This is a genomic window from Falsihalocynthiibacter sp. S25ZX9 (assembly GCF_041205405.1).
Classification (GTDB): Bacteria; Pseudomonadota; Alphaproteobacteria; order Rhodobacterales; family Rhodobacteraceae; genus Falsihalocynthiibacter; species Falsihalocynthiibacter arcticus.
In genome coordinates this window covers 113340-130127 of record NZ_JBGFCD010000013.1, presented here as the reverse complement: position 1 = coordinate 130127, position 16788 = coordinate 113340, and the positions used below count along the sequence as shown (strand labels likewise).

The following is a 16788-nucleotide window of genomic DNA, read 5'->3' as shown; positions in this document are numbered from 1 at the left end:
CGATTTAGTCTTCAGGAATAATTTGATCAAATATTGAATTTGTGTCAAGATTGAACATGAAAAACCCTTTCGATTTCCTAAAAGCACCCGTCCCGTTTCTTTTCCAATTTCGCGCGCGATGGGGCTGTTTTTGTAGGGTTCTTGTCAACACTTTTCCATATACTAACACGTGCCCAGTGCTTTAAAATAATTTGATCAAATATGTGGTGAGTTGCAATGGGCGTCCATGCCCGCCAGTTTTTAGCTTTCACAGGAGTCCCCTAAAATGCGAGCAACAGAGATAAAATCCATCGTCGCGCAATTGCCCGATCACCTTCAGGAATGGTTGGCGGGGCGCAACCCAGAAGAAATTGAAGCTGTTGTACCGGACATGGTTGGCATTGGGCGTGGAAAAGCCATGCCGGGCCGAAAATTTGCCAGTGAGCAAACCATGTTTTTGCCAACGTCGATTTTCTTTCAAACGATAACTGGAGGCTATGCAGACGTCGCCATTGCAAATGCTTGGGCGGAATCCGATTTGGTTTTGGTGCCGGATTTGTCGACCGCGCGGGCGGTGCCTTGGACGTCGGATGTGACCATTCAAGTAATTTGCGACGTCCATACCCAAGATGGAAAACTTAGCGGTTTGGCACCGCGCAATGTACTAAAACGAGTGCTCGATCTCTATTCTGCGCGCGGGTGGAAACCCGTGGTCGCGCCTGAAATGGAGTTCTATCTTACCAAGCCTAATGTCGATCCTGATCTTCCGATTGTACCGCCGATTGGACGCTCGGGGCGCCAAGGAGTGGGGCGGCAGGCCTATTCCATTAGCGGCGTCGACGAGTATAGCGCCGTGGTCGATGACATCTACGATTTCGCCGAAGCACAGGGACTTGAAATCGATACCGTGATGCAAGAGGGCGGGGCAGGGCAGCTTGAAATTAACCTAAATCACGGCGATCCCCTAAAGCTTGCGGATCAGGTTTTCATGTTTAAACGCACCATTCGTGAGGCGGCGTTACGGCACGATTGCTATGCAACCTTCATGGCAAAACCGATGGAAAACGAGCCCGGAAGTGCGATGCATGTGCATCAAAGCGTTGTCGATATCGAGACGGGCGCAAGTGTGTTTAATGATCAAAACGATCAAGCGACTGAGCTTTTTCATGGCTTTCTTGCAGGGCAACAGACCTACCTGAATTCGGTGGTGTGCCTGCTCGCGCCCTATGTAAATTCCTATCGTCGCCTCGTGCCGGGGGAATCCGCGCCGATCAATCTTGAATGGGGCACAGACAACCGTTCGACGGGCTTGCGCATTCCGATCTCCAAGCCTGGATCGCGACGTGTGGAATGTCGGGTTGTGGGTATGGATGCCAATCCGTATTTGGCGATGGCTGCTTGCCTGGCCTGTGGATACTTGGGTATGGTTGAGAAGCTCAAACCCCGCAAACCAATCGTGAGTGACGCGGGCGATTTGCCCCATGAATTGCCCCATGATGTGAAGGAAGCATTGAAGGCCTTTGAGAACGCGCCCAAGGTTCAGGAACTGCTTGGGGTCGAATTCAGTCAGCTTTACATCGCAATTAAACGGTCGGAACAAAACGACTTTTTGCGTGTGATCAGCCCGTGGGAACGGGAGCACTTGCTGCTGAACGTATAGAAAATTAATGGCACCCTGCTTTTCGATCCACAAGGAGTCCGAAGCGTTGTATTTCGGCGAGCGGGGACTAAGCGTTGAACCGTCGGCGATAGATTTAGAAAACAAAGCATAGCATGCACGGCATATGTTTGGCGTTCGGAAACGGCATGACGGCGGGAGAGTGAAATTTTCAATTCGCAAGTCGCTAAATCCTCAACTTGGTGCGTGACAGCAATCATCCTATCGAGAAGTTTTTTCCATCTCCGGTCGCTGCATGGAATAAGGAATTGGTGCGTTGGATCGCATTTCGGACCGCGTTTTCGTCAAAAAGGACAAGAATAGCACACCGTCTTCCCGCAATTGATTGCTTTCAACAATATAATCGTGATCCTTTTGCTGCCTATTGCTAGGAGCGGTTGGAAGAACCAGCGCCGCTTTTAGAGGGCCCGCTTTGAAAGTCAGAGGCATTGGGCACACCCTCTGTTGATTGAAAGTATCACTAATTGGACACTTTGGTGAGACTAAGCGCTAGCGGAGGGGTTGCTACAACCATTTTTGGGAGAAATGGCAATCCGAAACCTCAGAAGGAACCGCCGTTGCGATACGCGTAAATTCTACTTAGCCGGCAGCATTAAGGCGGTGCATCTACGGGTCAAAAAGGACCGTAATTGAAACGGTAAAACTGTGGCGAAAATGGCGCGGGAGTGTATAGTGGTGCAAAATTGAGTAAGTTTTCTTTCATTTTGGGAAGAGTAAATGGTCGTGGCAGGCGCACTGTGCCATAACGGGAATACGAGAATGTTGATGTCGCGGCTGCGCGCCAATTCTGAGTGGCCATGGTTCACATGGCATTAATACTATTCGATATTTAACCAAGGCTAGAATATAGATCTTGGAGGTTTTTTTGGAGGACGTAAGAATGCGAAGTAATGTGCTGGGGCTGGTTTTAGCCAGAGTTTTCCTTGTTATTCTGGCGTTGGCGGTTGGGCTGTCAGAGCCTGTAAACGCTCAGGCTGGTCCATTTTCAGGTGGCTGGAATCTCCAACCCGAAGCTTCATCCTTGGAGTTTCAATCTGTTAAAAAGCAGACCGTAGTTGAGTCCAGCAGCTTTGCCACATTAGCGGGCACAATCGATGAAAATGGCCTTGCCAAAATGTCGGTGCTGCTTGATTCAGTTGATACGAAAGTTGATTTACGCAATGTTCGGATGCGTTTTCTGTTCTTTGAAACATTCAAATTTCCCGAAGCGACAATCACAACCCAGATCAACCCCGCAGATTTGACCGATTTGGCGCAGGTCCGCCGCAAGCAGATCCCGTTGACATATTCGATTGATTTACATGGCGTTTCGAAAACATTTGAAACTGTGGCAACCGTCACGTTGTTGAGCGACGACCTTGTATCAATTGCAAGCCGGACGCCGATTTCGGTAGCCGTAGAAGATTTTGATCTCACCGATGGTTTGGCCAAATTGCAAGAGGCAGCAAACGTTGATATCGTCCCGTCGGCGACCATATCGTTTGACTTCTTGTTCGCGCGCGCCACATCGCAAGCTGCCGTGGAACCCATATCATCCGAGCCAGCTAAGCCCGCCTCTGTCGCCCTAGAAGTTGTCGGAAATTTTGATCAGAAAGCCTGTGAAGGGCGTTTTGAAATTCTTTCGCGCACTGGCAGCATCTATTTCTCCTCCGGAAGCGCCCGCCTACAGGACACGAGCGCTCCCTTGCTAAATAGCCTCGCAGAGATCATCGCCCGTTGCCCCGATTTGAAAATCGAGGTCGGCGGTCACACGGATTCTGATGGTGGGGACGCACAGAACGAGCGTCTTTCCCGTTCGAGAGCGGCGTCTGTTGTCGATTATTTGCTCGCTAAAGGCCTTAATCCTGACATGTTGGAAAGCAAAGGTTACGGCGAAAGTAACCCCATTGCCACGAACGATACCAGTGAGGGGAAATCCAAAAACCGCCGGATCGAATTTAAGGTATTAGGTAGCTAAATGAAAAACGTTGTAAGTCCCATTCTTCAATTCCTATCGCGACCCGCCGCTTGGCTTGTGTGTGCTCTGGCATTTTCTATGTCCGCACAGACCAGTTTGGCCGAGCCACGGGTCGCGCTCATCATGGGAAATGGGGCTTACTCATCCGTGACGCAACTCGACAATCCCGTGTCCGACGCGCATCTTATGGAAACTGCGTTGATCGAAAGCGGCTTTGACGTTCGCGTTGTCACCGATGCCTCTCAAATCGACATGAACCGTGCCATTGCACAGTTTGGCCGCGATCTGCGCAGCGGCGGAGAAGAGACAACGGGGCTGTTTTACTACGCAGGGCACGCGGTTCAGTCTTTTGGCTCGAACTTCTTGCTTCCCGTCGACACGCAGCTAACGGATGCTGCCGATTTGAGTTTGGTCGGTGTGCCTGCAGATGCCGTTTTGCGACAAATGTTTTCCGCCAGCAATCGCACGAATATCGTGATTTTGGATGCGTGTCGCAACAATCCGTTTGAGTCAATTCCAGCTCTGAATGACAACGGCCTTGCCGAGATGAACGCCCCTCGTGGCACGTTTTTGGCCTATTCCACGGCACCTGGGGCCGTTGCGCTCGACGGATTAGATGGAAACAGCCCGTTTACCAAAACCTTAGCGACGGAAATTACACGTGAGGGCGTATCCCTTGAGCAGACATTCAAGAGCGTTCGGATTGAAGTTGTTGCGCTCACGAATGGTCAACAGACGCCCTGGGATACATCGTCGCTCACGTCAGATTTTGCGTTTCGCGCGTCGCAGCCTTTGACCCAAGAGCAAGTGCAGGAAAAACAACTGTGGGATTCCGTGCGTCATAGCGACGATCCGGTGCCTATCATGTTGTTTTTGCGAGCCTACCCTGCAGGCATATTCACGGTAGAGGCGCGGGATTTGTTGAATGAGATAATGCGCGCCGAGTTGGCGGGTGGCGAGAATGATACCACTACGGCACAGGTTGCTGCGCCGACCGTTGAGCCTGAAGTCGCTGAGAATACGGGCTCAATTGCGGATGAGGAAACCTTGATTGGGGCCGCCCAAAGCTCGGGGAAATCCGAGGATTATGAGGCCTATCTTAAAGCTTATCCCAACGGTATCTATGCGGAACTTGCGGGTTTTGAGCTGGATATCCTTGACCAAAAAGCCGCGGCAGCGGATGCGCCCGTCGCGGCTCCAGAGAGTTCCGTGGCCGCTGTCGAAAGCTCGCAGCAAGACGTGACGTTCACGACACCACTTACCTCGCAAGATCCAGAGGTGGTTGGTCGAAGCATTGCGCAACTCATTGAGGGATCGCCTGCGTTCCCGCCTTTTGAAGGCTTGCCCGAGGAAGCGTGGAATGGGAAAACGTGCTCCAATTGCCACGAGTGGACTGCTGAAGCGTTGTGCACGCAGGGGAAAACCTACCTCCTAGCCAGCAATGAACGTTCCCTGTCGAAATCGCACCCTTTAGGTGGAGCGTTCAAGCAAGGATTACGTCATTGGGCTGGGGGCGGATGTTTACCCTAAGCGTGCCACGCGTTACTTCGCGGTTATTGTTCGGCGGTTGAGATGAAAAAATACACCCATTCCCCCTTGAAGTCTTTGTGTTGTTCTCGCGCCTCAGTAACCTGAGCTTTGAGGAATTCGAGATAGTTTTCGGCCGGTTCTTGCATGGGGCGCGGATCATCATAAAGCACGACAGACGAGGCAAAGGCCGCCGCGATTTCTTGCCCGTATGGGGGCCCGATTGTCAGCTCAAGCGAGGGCTTGTCCCCACGGTCCGTGCCCACCGAAAGGGGGCTTTTGGCGTTAGAAAACTCAAGCGGGACAATCTCGTTGGGTTGGAGATGGATAACCATGCCATCGGCTGTAAAAAAATCGACGTAAACATAGCCGTCGTAGTCGGGTGCCACCAGTTCAAGCGAAAGACGTTGACCCGCGAAATACGTGTAGTTTTGGGCAAATCCAGACGCGCCAATCACACGCGGATTTGTGAGTTGTTCGGTCGATTGGGGAAGGCCCACATCGGCAATACCAGATAGGGCGCTACATTGCGGTCTAGGTAGAATAAGTAATTGATCCGTAACAGGAATTGCACTGCCAATCTGTTGTTTTAACGCGGCCAATACGGGCCCGCGCAAGGCATCTTCAGGAATGTGGCCGCGCAGCTCAAGCTGTCCAGTTTCGGGCAGAAATGTCGCTTGCAAGCGTGCGCAGGGAACGGAGGCCAGAATGGTTGCAATCCCGTCTCGTACTTCACTATGGGCACCACCGGCTTGCATCAGATCACTAGGTTGCATGAACGCCTGAATTGCGCTGAGTGACGCCGCTTCAACCACGGCATTGTCGCCACCAGACCAAGCGAGGGAGGCCTGTCCCTGCTCGGAAGGTATGTCGAGAGAGGCCGAGGGTATAGCTTGATCGGAGGGCGACGTGGAAATGGAGGCTTCGCCTGTTGCGGGGATTGCATTGCTTTCCTGTGCCGGGGCTTTCAATTGTGCGGAGGTTTCACCCCGGGGTTGGGTCGATTTGATGGTCGTTGAGGGCGGAGGTTTTGCGGCCTCCGCTACCGCTTTCGGGAGAGATGTTGCGATCTGTGTTTTCTGGGGAACCACTGGTGCTGTGGGAATTGTCGGTACCTCGGAGGGGCTCGTTTTCTGCGACGGCAATGGCTTGGTCGGCACAGAAAGGCCTGCTGTTTGTAGGGTAGCGGCATTTGATTTGGGAAAGGCCCCCAGACCCAGAGTTTTGGACTCGGGTTTGCTTTCATTTGCTGCCTCAGGTGCGGTTTGCGTTTCCTGAGCTGCGACGCGTTTCACGTCTTGTGTTTTGATGTCGATTTGAGATTTAGGGAGGTTTTGTGTCTCAAACGGATCGGGCGTGACGAGATATGCGATGGCTCCGAGCGCCACGAAGTGGAGGGCAACCGAGGCGGCCATGGCGGCCAGCCAGAATGTTTTGGATTGCGTGTTCATGGCATTTCTGGCGTCACAACAAGCACCAAGTCGCGCGCGCCTAGGGCTTCAATTTTTGCCATTAACGGCAGGACATGCGCAAGGTCGGCATCCTGATGTGCGTTGATGCGCACCAGCAAGTTCGGATCGTCCGCAAGGCTGACGGTAAGTTGCCCAAGTAGGGAGTCCGATGCGGCTTCGGCGCCATTTAAAGCGAGTTCGCCCTGCGCACCAATTGAAAGGGTCGCACCGCCACCGGGCATCTCGGTGCCTGTGGTGGAGAAAGCGGGATAAACTGCAAAAGGGGCGGTGGCGTCCATTCGACCGATGAGCATGAAGAAAATGAGCAGGAAAAACACGACATCAATGAGCGGAATGATGGTTTCTGGAGGAAGACGACGGGGGCGACGGGCGAGTTTCATTCGACCGCAGCCAATTGCAAAATGCGCAGTTGAGTGACGCCCGAATCCGTTATTGTGTCGAGCAGTGAAACGAGGGATTGGGTCTTCGCGTGGGGCGATGGCCAGATCAAAACGGAAGTTTCCGGAAATTGCGCGACCTGGGTGGTTAGGAGCGCGGCGAGGTCGGGGAGGCGCGCTTTCTGCCCTTTAAGGCTGGGCTGCCCGTCAGAATTTAACCGAATGAGCAGAGGGGCATTGGCAGAAGGAGCTCCCTCATTTTCCGGTGTAATTGTGGTGTCAGAGGACTTCACAACGGGGATCATTCCAAGGTTGAGATATGTTGATGTCACCATGAAAAACACCAACATGATTAGCAATACGTCAATCATAGGCACTAAGGATATGATCCTTTTGGGCTCAGTGACTCGCGTAAGTTGCATATCGCTTCCTTCTGAAAATTGGGTGTCGTTTTGACTAGGGTTTCTTTTGGTTCAGTGCAAAAAGCTGGCCTGTTGAGGATTCAATTTGCTGGGCCACCCGCTCGACGCGCGTATTGAGAAGGGCCGCGCCGACGGCCGCAGGAATCGCGACCAAGAGGCCCGCTGCTGTGGTTAAAAGGGCTTGCCAAATACCGGCCGCCAAAAGGGACGCGTTTGCGGCACCCTCCGCCAAAGCGAGTTCCTGAAACGACTGGATCATGCCGAGGACTGTGCCAAGCAGACCCAACAAAGGGCTGATCATGGCGATCAATTCCAAAAGCGGAATGTGCCGCTGCAAGCCGGATATTTCTTGATTGCCGCGCCATTCTAGATCGCCGTCGATGGCATCCGAATTTTGGCCCGACGCTAAAGCCTGCATGGCTACGAGGGTAATGTTGTCAGCAGGTGTCGCCGCTGTTTCCATGCATTGAATGGCTGCGCGTTTGTCGCCCGTGGCCCATTTTTCAAGCGCGGCTTTCTGCGCTTCACCATTGGAAATTGTGCCCCGAAGCTGGACGAGTTTGACACCAATGAGCGCCAGAGAACACACCGAAAGAACGAGAAGAACCAGAACGATGGGCCCCCCACTGGTCAAGATTCCGAGGAGCTGTTGCATAGGCTATTTCTCCAGACTGGCGTTGGTGCGGCTGATCAAATCAAGGAGGGGAAAACAATCCATTTCCTCGGCGTTTTGTGGGCGACAAGAGGCAAGCTCATGCAACAAAAGCGCTGATATTCCGTCGCAGGTCGTTTCTGGAATTTCAAACAGTTTCAAAGTCGTGCGCGCGGCTGGAAGCGGGGCCGCGTCGATTGTGAGGAGGCGATCAATAACCCCTTCATTGTTGAGAACGGCGAAGGACATTTCAAAACCTTCGAAAGTCAGATCCGTCTGGTTGCGAAAGAGGAAGAAGGCTTGGCATCCTCCATTCTCATTTGATTCAAATTTATTCAACTCAATTGAGAGCTGTCCTGTATCCGCGCGGGTGAGTGTGGGATGCGCGAACATTGAAGATGCAATTGCGCCTGCTATTAAAGCAGCGGTACGAAAAGAATTCATGGATTAGGCTCCTCTACCTCGGTCCTTTTCACGATGCGTGGAGAGACTCGGAGCGGTCAAGGAATATTTTCTCTCTCATTCATCAGATAACTTCTGGAAATGTTTGATTTATCTGATAGCGTAAGGGCTGATATTGCGAACAAGACCCGCAGGAGTTCAAACTCGTGCTTATATAAAACTATTTTCATGAGCTAATTGGCTCTTTTATAATAATATTCCGGAGCGGTGTTTTGCGGTCCTGCACCTCAAAAAGATTGTACTGTAATCTGGTTTAATAATAGATTTGGGGTTCTGTGAGCCCAAATTGTCGGGGGAGTCTGATTTGAATTCGCTTTTAGTAAACTTCGGAGATGATGCTCCGAGTGGTGAAGATTTAGAATATGACGCTATTTTTGCCTCCTTGCTGCTTGCGGTACAGCCCGGCGAAGAGCGTCAAGTTGGAGATCAGATCATTGAGGCGGAGGCGCCCAAAGACGCGGAAATAATTGAAAAAGCGACGGCCGTTTTGGAGCGTAGTCACGATTTGCGTGCGGCTGTGTATCTGGCGGCGTCTCGTGTGCGCACGCAGGGCTTTGAAGGACTTGCGGATGTCACGGGCTATATTCGGGGCTGTTTGGAGCAGTATTGGGAAAGCTGCCATCCACAGTTGGATGACGAAGATGATGATGATCCGACGCTGCGTGTGAATACAATTTTGGGAATGTCTGATTCCGATATGATGCTCAAATGGATTCGCCTCGCGCCTCTGACTATGAGTCAGGCGTTTGGACGCATTTCGTTGCGCGATATTGCGATTTCAGAGGGTGAGGCCACGGCCTCTGCGGGCGCTGAGCAGACGCTCGATGCCGCTGGGATTTCTGCAGCATTTCAAGACACTGACAGTGAAGAATTGAGGCTCATTTACGATAGCGCCCTTGCCGTACTTGAAGACGTGCGCGCAATTGACGGTATCTTCGATGAGAAAATTCCGGGCCTTGGTCCTGATCTTTCGCCCCTAGTGAAGATGGTCAATCGTGCTGTGGTGCGGTTGGGTAATGAGGTTGGCGCGGACGTTGAAGAAATCGCAGAAGAAGTTGAGGAGGGCGGCGTCGCGCCCGTCAAGGCAACCTCTGCACCCGCTGGTACAATTTCAACACGCCGAGATGTCGAAAATGCAATCGACAGGATTCTGGCCTATTATTCGGCCAACGAACCCTCCAGCCCCGTCCCGGTAATGTTGCACCGCGCCAAACGTTTGATTGGCGCTGATTTCTTGACCATCATGAAGGATATGGCCCCTGACGGAGTTGATAATGTCATGCGGGTTGGGGGGATTTCCGACGAAGAATAACAAGGCCGAGGCACTTTGCCGCCACGAGGGCCCGAAAGTGAAAATGTACCGCTAAGTCCAACAAAACGGAGAAATATATGTCAAGTTCACAGAAGTTTATTGCGCGAAACCGAGCGCCACGCGTACAGATCGAATACGATGTTGAATTGTATGGTGCCGAGAAAAAAGTTCAACTTCCTTTCGTTATGGGCGTTATGTCGGACCTCGCTGGAAAATCGGAAGTGCCACAACCCGGCATTGCTGACCGAAAGTTCTTGGAAATCGACGTTGATAATTTTGATAGCCGCATGAAGGCGATGAAGCCACGCGCTGCATTCTCCGTTCCTAATACCCTAACAGGCGAAGGCAATATGTCGGTTGATTTGTCGTTTGAAAGCATGGACGAATTCTCACCTGGTGCCATTGCCGCCAAGGTCGCGCCGCTCAAAGCGTTGATGGATGCGCGCAACGAATTGTCAAACCTGATGACATACATGGATGGCAAGCCTGGCGCCGAAGAATTGATCGCCGACGCAATGAATAATCCTGAACTTCTGAAATCTCTGGCGGCAATTCCTGCTGCTACAGATGCAGACGCAGGGGAGGAATAACCCATGGCTGAAGAAGCAAAAGTCGACGAAGTTGGCGCGACACAAACTCAAGAAGCCGATTTCGCGAGCCTGTTGACCAAAGAATTTAAGCCGCGCACTGATACTGCAAAATCTGCGGTCGAAACTGCGGTTAAAACACTTGCGCAACATGCGCTTGCGAACACGGGTCTGATTTCTGACGATGTACTTCAATCGATTGAATCTATCATCTCCGAAATTGACAAAAAACTGTCCGTTCAGATCAATGCGATCATTCACAACGAAGAATACCAGCAGTTGGAAAGCGCATGGCGCGGCCTTCATCATCTGGTGAATAACACTGAGACAGACGAGAACTTGAAAATTCGCGTCATGAATATCTCGAAAAAGGATTTGCACAAAACGCTCCGCAAATTCAAAGGCGCAGCTTGGGATCAATCACCGATCTTCAAGAAGCTCTACGAGGAAGAATTCGGTCAGTTTGGCGGCGAGCCTTATGGCTGTTTGGTGGGAGATTACCACTTCAACCACTCCGCTCCTGATGTTGAGCTCCTTGGCGAAATGGCCAAAGTCGCCGCAGCGGCACACGCGCCGTTCATCACGGGCGCTGACCCTTCTTTGATGCAGTTTGAAAGCTGGCAGGAATTGGCGAATCCACGTGATTTGACCAAAATCACCGGCACACCTGAATATGCCGCGTGGAATTCCCTCCGCAAATCAGAAGATTCAAAATACCTTGGCCTGACAATGCCACGTTTCCTTGGCCGCCAGCCATACGGCGCGAATTCCAATCCTGTCGAGGAATTTGCCTTTGAAGAAGACACTGGCAATGCTGAATCCGAAAACTTTGCTTGGGTAAATGCGGCATATGGCATGGCGACCAATATCAACCGTTCCTTCAAGGAATATGGCTGGTGTAGTCGTATCCGGGGCGTTGAATCCGGCGGGACAGTTGACAATTTGCCAACACACACCTTCCCAACGGATGACGGCGGCGTTGATATGAAATGCCCAACCGAAATCGGTATTTCGGATCGTCGCGAAGCAGAACTTGCCAAAGGCGGGTTGATGCCTCTTATCCACCGTAAGAATACAGATATGGCGGCCTTTATTGGCGCGCAATCTCTGCACCTTCCGGCGGAATATGATGATCCGGATGCGACATCAAACGCAAACCTTGCGGCACGTTTGCCGTATCTTTTTGCGACATGTCGTTTTGCGCACTACTTGAAGTGTATGGTGCGTGACAAGGTCGGGTCGTACAAAAGCCGCGAAGATATGCAGCTCTTTTTACAAAAATGGATCGACCAATATATCGACCACTCATCGAATATCTCAAGCGAGGGCGAAAAAGCCCGCAAGCCGCTTGCTGCAGCAAGTGTTGTGGTTGAGGAAGTCGAAGGAAATCCAGGGTACTACACTTCGAAATTTTTCTTGCGGCCGCATTACCAACTTGAAGGCCTTTCGGCTTCTTTGCGGTTAGTTTCAAAGCTACCGTCAGAAAAATCCTGACCTTTGGCGCGCCAAAATCGGCGCGTCATCCATCATTTTTACCGCGGAATTTACCGCAAAATTAGTTTAGGAGAATACACATGGCATTAGACATGTTTCTTGATATCGAAGGCGAAATCACAGGCGAGTCAAAAGATGGCACGCATAAAGGTGAGATCGATGTTCTTGCGTGGTCATGGGGAATAAGCAACGCAGGTAGCTTTCACAGCGGCGGCGGCGGTGGTTCGGGCAAAGCAAACTTTCAAGACATAAGCGTTACGAAATGGCTCGATTTGTCATCGCCAATTCTCCAGCTCTATTGCGCGAATGGTGACCATTTTCCTTCGGCGACTCTGACTGTTCGCAAGGCTGGTAAAAAGCCTCTTGAGTATATGATCATCAAAATGGAAAACGTGTTGGTTACTTCTGTAAGCAGTGGCGGTTCGGGCGGAGAAGACCGTTTGACAGAAAATGTCTCATTCAATTTTGAGAAATTTGAAGTGAAATACACTGAGCAAAAAGACACTGGCGAATCCGGCACAGTCAAGGAGTTCAAGTGGAACATTGGTGCAAACGAACCCAAATAGGGTTTGTTTTAGAAAATACGTCGCCCCAAAATCTTGGGGCGACGACCTTATTTTTAGAGAATTCTAGGGGAGAACGCTTTTGACCGCCGATGCAAGAGAGTTGTTACAAGCTAACGATTTGCGGGGCGCCCTCGATGCGCTTCAGTCCGCAGTTCGCGCCAATCCCGGTGACGCAAAATTGCGGATTTTCCTGTTTCAATTGCTATGTGTGATGGGTGACTGGAAACGTGCCGTGGCACAGTTGAAACTGTCTGCCGAGCTTGACCCTATCGCTATTCCAATGGCACAGGCCTATCGCGAGGCGATCATTTGCGAAGTATTTCGCGAAAAGGTTTTCGCCGGCGAGAAAGACCCCCTCATTTTTGGCGACCCGGTTCAATGGGTCGCGCTGATGATCGAGGCGAACAAGGCCTTGGCGCTTGGAAACGCGGGACAGGCTGCGGACTTACGCGGCAAAGCCTTTGACCTTGTGCCTGATATGGGCGGCGTCATTAACGGCCAGCGATTTGAGTGGATCGCGGATGCGGATATGCGGCTTGGCCCTATCTTGGAAATCATCGTCAACGGGCGATATTTTTGGATGCCGTTTAGTGCCATCCGTACCATGACCGTTGAAGCGCCCGAAGACCTACGGGATTCTGTGTGGACCGCTGCGCAACTCACTGTTCAAAATGGCGGCGAGTTTGTTGCTTTGATTCCAACCCGTTATACGGGAACTTACCAATCGGGCGAGGATGCCGCCATGCTTTCACGCGCAACAACATGGTCGGACCTTGGGTCGGAAACGTTTGTCGGAACCGGACAGCGCTTGATAACGACGGATGCTTCGGAAACCCCGCTGATGGATCTGCGTTCCCTTGAAATGGATGCGCTACCGGTTGGCGAGGGGGAAACTGATGGCTGATAAGACAATAACAGAGAGGTTGCAGCCCTCTTTGTTAGATCGATTGACCGATCTTGAGCCTGAAAACAAGAGCGAGACCCATGATGCGCGGGTGATCAATTTGCGGCGGTTGCGCGACATCATTCGTCGTGACCTTGCATGGCTGTTGAATTGCAACAATCTGGACACGATCATTGATGAAGACGAGCATCCTCAGGTGCGTAAGTCGGTACTAAATTACGGTGTCAGGGAAGTATCGGGCGACTTTTCAACAGAGAAAAGAGCCGCAGAAATTCGCAAGTCTATTCATCGAGCGATCACCCTTTTTGAGCCTCGTATCAAAGAGGGGACTTTGGAAATTTTGGAACGTAAGAACAAAGATGGCAGTCAGACGATTGTTGAGTTCGACATTCGTGCGGACATGTGGGCACAGCCCCTTCCGATGGAGTTGTACCTTCGGTCACAGGTTGATTTGACAACAGGTCAGTTACAGTTGGAAAGCGATTAATAGGACAGAATGGACACACGCCTTCTTAAACACTACGAACAAGAGCTGACATTTTTGCGCGAGATGGGGGCGGAGTTTGCCGATTCCTATCCAAAAATCGCAGCGCGTTTGGGCATGGATGGTGTCGAAGTTCTAGACCCCTATGTTGAGCGGTTGCTTGAGGGAAGTGCCTTTCTGTCGGCGCGGGTGCAGCTTGAACTCGAGATGCAATATCCGGCGTTTACCAGTCATTTGCTCGAAATTATCTACCCGCATTATCTCGCGCCAATTCCGTCGATGATGGTTGCGCAACTCCAGCCCGATATGGAGAATGCGTCGCTTGCAGATGGTCACGTCATGCCCCGCAACACACGGCTTCGGTCGCGGTTAACCAATGGATTACAGACGGCCTGCGAATTTCGAACCGCTGCCGAAATGACTTTGTGGCCCATTGAAATATCTGAGGCGGAATACATTGACGGGCGCGGTGCGCTGGTTGCAGCAGGGGTTGCTTCAAATATCGATGCTCGGGCGGCGGTCCGGTTGCGGATTAAGCGCCACGGAAACTCCCCTATTGGGGAATTGGGACTAGACCGCCTCACCCTGTTCTTGGGCGGGCAGGGCGCGCTGGGCTGGCAGTTGCATCAGCTATTATGCACGGAAAACACAGGTGTCGTTGCGCGCTCAACTGACCCCCGCGCGGATTGGACGATGCCCCTTAGAACGCAAGTGAAGCCTCTTGGGTTTTCGCGCGAGGAAGCTTTACTGCCAACGCCGCGCCAATCCTTTGATGGCTACCGTTTGTTGCAAGAGTATTTTGCAATGCCGGAGCGGTTTCATTTTCTTGAGATCGGCGATCTTTCGGCGGGTTTGTCACGCGCGGTCGGTGACGCAATGGATGTCTATATTCTGCTACGCGACGGGAAGCCGGAAATCGAATCTGGGGTAACGCCAGAAGCGTTTTCCCTCAATTGTGTGCCTGCGATCAACCTGTTTGAAAAGCGATGTGATCGGGTTCAGGTTTCGAGCAATAACGTTGAACATCATGTTGTGGCGGATCGCACTTCAGGCCAAAGTTTTGAAATATATTCCCTGTTGAACGTGATGGGCATTCGCGCTGAGGGCCAAGAGGATATTGAACTGCGGCCATTTTATTCCGCGGATGACTTCTCTCCGGCGGGCGACCAGCATGCGTCGTTTTATACAATAAAACGCAAAATGCGGCAGCGTACGGAAAAAGAGCGCCTCAAGGGTGCGCGGACAAGTTACTTAGGTTCCGAAGCCTATCTCACTTTGGTCGACGCGAACCAGGCTCCTTATAGTGCCGAAATGTCCCAACTTTCGGCGCGTGCGATGGTTACAAATCGCGACCTGCCGATCCTACTCCCAACTGGCGAAACCGATCTGTTTCACCTGCCCGACGGGGGGCCCGTGAGCATGGTGCGCACCCCCATAAATCCCACGCGTCCCCGTCCGACATTGGCGCAGGGCGACGCGGCGTGGCGGCTTATCAGTCACCTTAGTTTGAATTATTTGTCGATCGCCGATACCGACACGGGCGAAGGCGCCGCCGCATTGCGGGAATTGGTTGGCCTTTATGCACCCAAAGGGGATCGCGCGACCAACAAGCAATTGGAGGGGATTACTTCGGTTTCAAGTCGCCCGATTGTGCGGCGAATAAGTGACGGCGGCCTGTCCACCGCCGTGCGTGGTTTGGAAATCAAACTCGAAATGGACGAGAGCTTTTTCGAAGGTGCGAGCGTCTATTTGCTCGGCTCGGTTTTGGAGCGTTTCTTTCGTAAATATGTGACAATCAACAGTTTCACGGAAACGGTTCTCACAACCCAGCAAAATGGCGAAATCGCGCGTTGGCGTCCGGAAACTGGACTGGGGAGGGTGATTTGACGCATTTCGAAAACCTCACAGAATCCCCTGAATCCCACCATATTTTCCTCGCGCTGCGCATCATCGAAGCGCAGTTTCCCGACTCACCAGAGCTTGGGCGCTCACGGCGTCCGCGCGAAGATGCGGTGCGTTTGGGTCAAGAGGCGCGCATGGCGTTTCCACCAACGACGATCCGCTCATTTACCCCACCAGATGCCAACGGTCCGGCGCAATTGATAAACAGGTTTTTCGGCTTTTTCGGGCCAAATGGCCCGCTGCCCGTGCACCTGACGGAGTATGCGCGCGAACGCCAAATCAACAACCGCGATCCGTCCTTTGTTGCGTTTGCGAATATGCTGACGCATCGATTGATGAGCTTGTTATACCGCGCGTGGGTCACGGGGCAGCCCGCTGTTGATTTTGATCGGGGAAGCGATTCCGAGTTCGAAAGTCACGTCGCGGCGCTCGCTGGATTGCACGGCGAACACCTGCGCAACCGAGATGCGATGCCCGACCTATCCAAACGCCATTTCTCCGGCCAACTGGCGCAGGGAGCGAAAAATGCTGAGGGGCTGGTTGCGCTGCTTTCGAGTTTTTTTCACGCAAAGTTTCATTTGCAGGAATTTGTCGGCAGTTGGCTTGAGCTTGAACCCGAAGATCGCTGGCAACTTGGCGCGCCCGGTGGGCTTGGGCAAACTACAAGTGTTGGCACGCGGGTTTGGTCTCGGGCGGCTAAGTTCCGGCTGATTGTGGGCCCCGTTTCGCTTGAGGAATACAAACGATTGATGCCGGGCAGCATGGCGATTGAAAAACTGGTGGCGATTGTGCGCAACTATGTGGGCGATGTGTTGGATTGGGATGTGAACATTATTCTGCGCGGGGACCAAGTGCCCGCGATGATTTTAGGCCAAGATGCGCGCTTGGGGTATACGACGTGGGTCGGCGAGCGTGACACGAATAAAGATGCAGGTGAATTGTATCTAGAACCGAGAAATTTACAAAAAAACTAGCAGCCGGAATTTAGCAGGGCAGCTGTAATGGGAAGGACA

The 16788-nt window shown here is 52.1% G+C and carries 16 protein-coding genes; 11 read left to right on the top strand and 5 right to left on the bottom strand.

Annotated features, from left to right (window positions below; genetic code table 11):
- The first annotated feature begins 265 nt into the window (after positions 1 to 265).
- From AB9F29_RS15250 to AB9F29_RS15240, 3 genes are all read left to right on the top strand, one after another.
- A complete protein-coding gene (locus tag AB9F29_RS15250; RefSeq protein WP_369756304.1) occupies positions 266 to 1639 on the top strand; it encodes a glutamine synthetase family protein in 1374 nt (457 codons plus the stop codon).
- Positions 1640 to 2537: 898 nt separating this feature from the next.
- Complete coding sequence (locus tag AB9F29_RS15245; RefSeq protein WP_335586707.1) at positions 2538 to 3614, top strand: OmpA family protein; 1077 nt, start codon at positions 2538 to 2540, stop codon at positions 3612 to 3614.
- Entirely contained in the window at positions 3615 to 5144 is a 1530-nt protein-coding gene (locus AB9F29_RS15240; RefSeq protein WP_369756303.1) for a caspase domain-containing protein, read from the top strand.
- Between the two features lie 23 nt (positions 5145 to 5167).
- Here AB9F29_RS15240 and AB9F29_RS15235 read toward each other — a convergent pair whose 3' ends face one another.
- Genes AB9F29_RS15235 through AB9F29_RS15215 form a run of 5 tightly spaced genes read right to left on the bottom strand, consistent with a single transcriptional unit; the run spans position 5168 to position 8508 of the window.
- Positions 5168 to 6592, bottom strand: a complete 1425-nt coding sequence (locus AB9F29_RS15235) for a DUF4384 domain-containing protein (RefSeq protein WP_369756302.1) — start codon at positions 6590 to 6592, stop codon at positions 5168 to 5170.
- Positions 6589 to 6993, bottom strand: a complete 405-nt coding sequence (locus AB9F29_RS15230; protein WP_369756301.1) for an ExbD/TolR family protein — start codon at positions 6991 to 6993, stop codon at positions 6589 to 6591. Before AB9F29_RS15230 ends, AB9F29_RS15235 begins: the two co-directional genes overlap by 4 nt.
- Positions 6990 to 7412, bottom strand: a complete 423-nt coding sequence (locus tag AB9F29_RS15225; RefSeq protein ID WP_369756300.1) for an ExbD/TolR family protein — start codon at positions 7410 to 7412, stop codon at positions 6990 to 6992. Before AB9F29_RS15225 ends, AB9F29_RS15230 begins: the two co-directional genes overlap by 4 nt.
- 34 nt (positions 7413 to 7446) lie before the next feature.
- On the bottom strand, positions 7447 to 8067 hold the full coding sequence (locus tag AB9F29_RS15220; protein WP_369756299.1) for a MotA/TolQ/ExbB proton channel family protein: 621 nt from the start codon (positions 8065 to 8067) through the stop codon (positions 7447 to 7449).
- Positions 8068 to 8070: 3 nt separating this feature from the next.
- Complete coding sequence (locus AB9F29_RS15215) at positions 8071 to 8508, bottom strand: hypothetical protein (RefSeq protein ID WP_335586701.1); 438 nt, start codon at positions 8506 to 8508, stop codon at positions 8071 to 8073.
- 322 nt (positions 8509 to 8830) lie between these two features.
- Here AB9F29_RS15215 and tssA point away from each other — a divergent pair, with 322 nt between their 5' ends.
- The 8 genes from tssA (at position 8831) to tssG (ending at position 16749) form a co-directional block, all read left to right on the top strand.
- Positions 8831 to 9838 (top strand): type VI secretion system protein TssA, encoded by a 1008-nt coding sequence (gene tssA, locus AB9F29_RS15210; protein ID WP_335586700.1) that lies wholly within the window; start codon positions 8831 to 8833, stop codon positions 9836 to 9838.
- Positions 9839 to 9915: 77 nt separating this feature from the next.
- Positions 9916 to 10428, top strand: a complete 513-nt coding sequence (tssB, locus tag AB9F29_RS15205; RefSeq protein WP_039002360.1) for a type VI secretion system contractile sheath small subunit — start codon at positions 9916 to 9918, stop codon at positions 10426 to 10428.
- A gap of 3 nt (positions 10429 to 10431) precedes the next feature.
- Positions 10432 to 11919: a type VI secretion system contractile sheath large subunit gene (gene tssC / locus AB9F29_RS15200; RefSeq protein ID WP_369756298.1), complete on the top strand. Its 1488-nt coding sequence runs from the start codon at positions 10432 to 10434 to the stop codon at positions 11917 to 11919.
- A gap of 80 nt (positions 11920 to 11999) precedes the next feature.
- Positions 12000 to 12485, top strand: coding sequence for a type VI secretion system tube protein Hcp (locus tag AB9F29_RS15195; RefSeq protein ID WP_335586829.1), 486 nt, complete (start codon positions 12000 to 12002; stop codon positions 12483 to 12485).
- A 79-nt stretch (positions 12486 to 12564) separates the two neighbouring features.
- Entirely contained in the window at positions 12565 to 13389 is an 825-nt protein-coding gene (locus AB9F29_RS15190) for a type VI secretion system accessory protein TagJ (protein ID WP_369756297.1), read from the top strand.
- A complete protein-coding gene (tssE, locus tag AB9F29_RS15185; RefSeq protein ID WP_369756296.1) occupies positions 13382 to 13876 on the top strand; it encodes a type VI secretion system baseplate subunit TssE in 495 nt (164 codons plus the stop codon). Before AB9F29_RS15190 ends, tssE begins: the two co-directional genes overlap by 8 nt.
- 9 nt (positions 13877 to 13885) lie before the next feature.
- Positions 13886 to 15760, top strand: coding sequence for a type VI secretion system baseplate subunit TssF (tssF, locus tag AB9F29_RS15180; protein ID WP_369756295.1), 1875 nt, complete (start codon positions 13886 to 13888; stop codon positions 15758 to 15760).
- Positions 15757 to 16749 (top strand): type VI secretion system baseplate subunit TssG, encoded by a 993-nt coding sequence (gene tssG / locus AB9F29_RS15175; RefSeq protein ID WP_335586826.1) that lies wholly within the window; start codon positions 15757 to 15759, stop codon positions 16747 to 16749. The genes tssF and tssG overlap by 4 nt, the downstream gene beginning before the upstream one ends.
- Positions 16750 to 16788 lie beyond the last annotated feature (39 nt).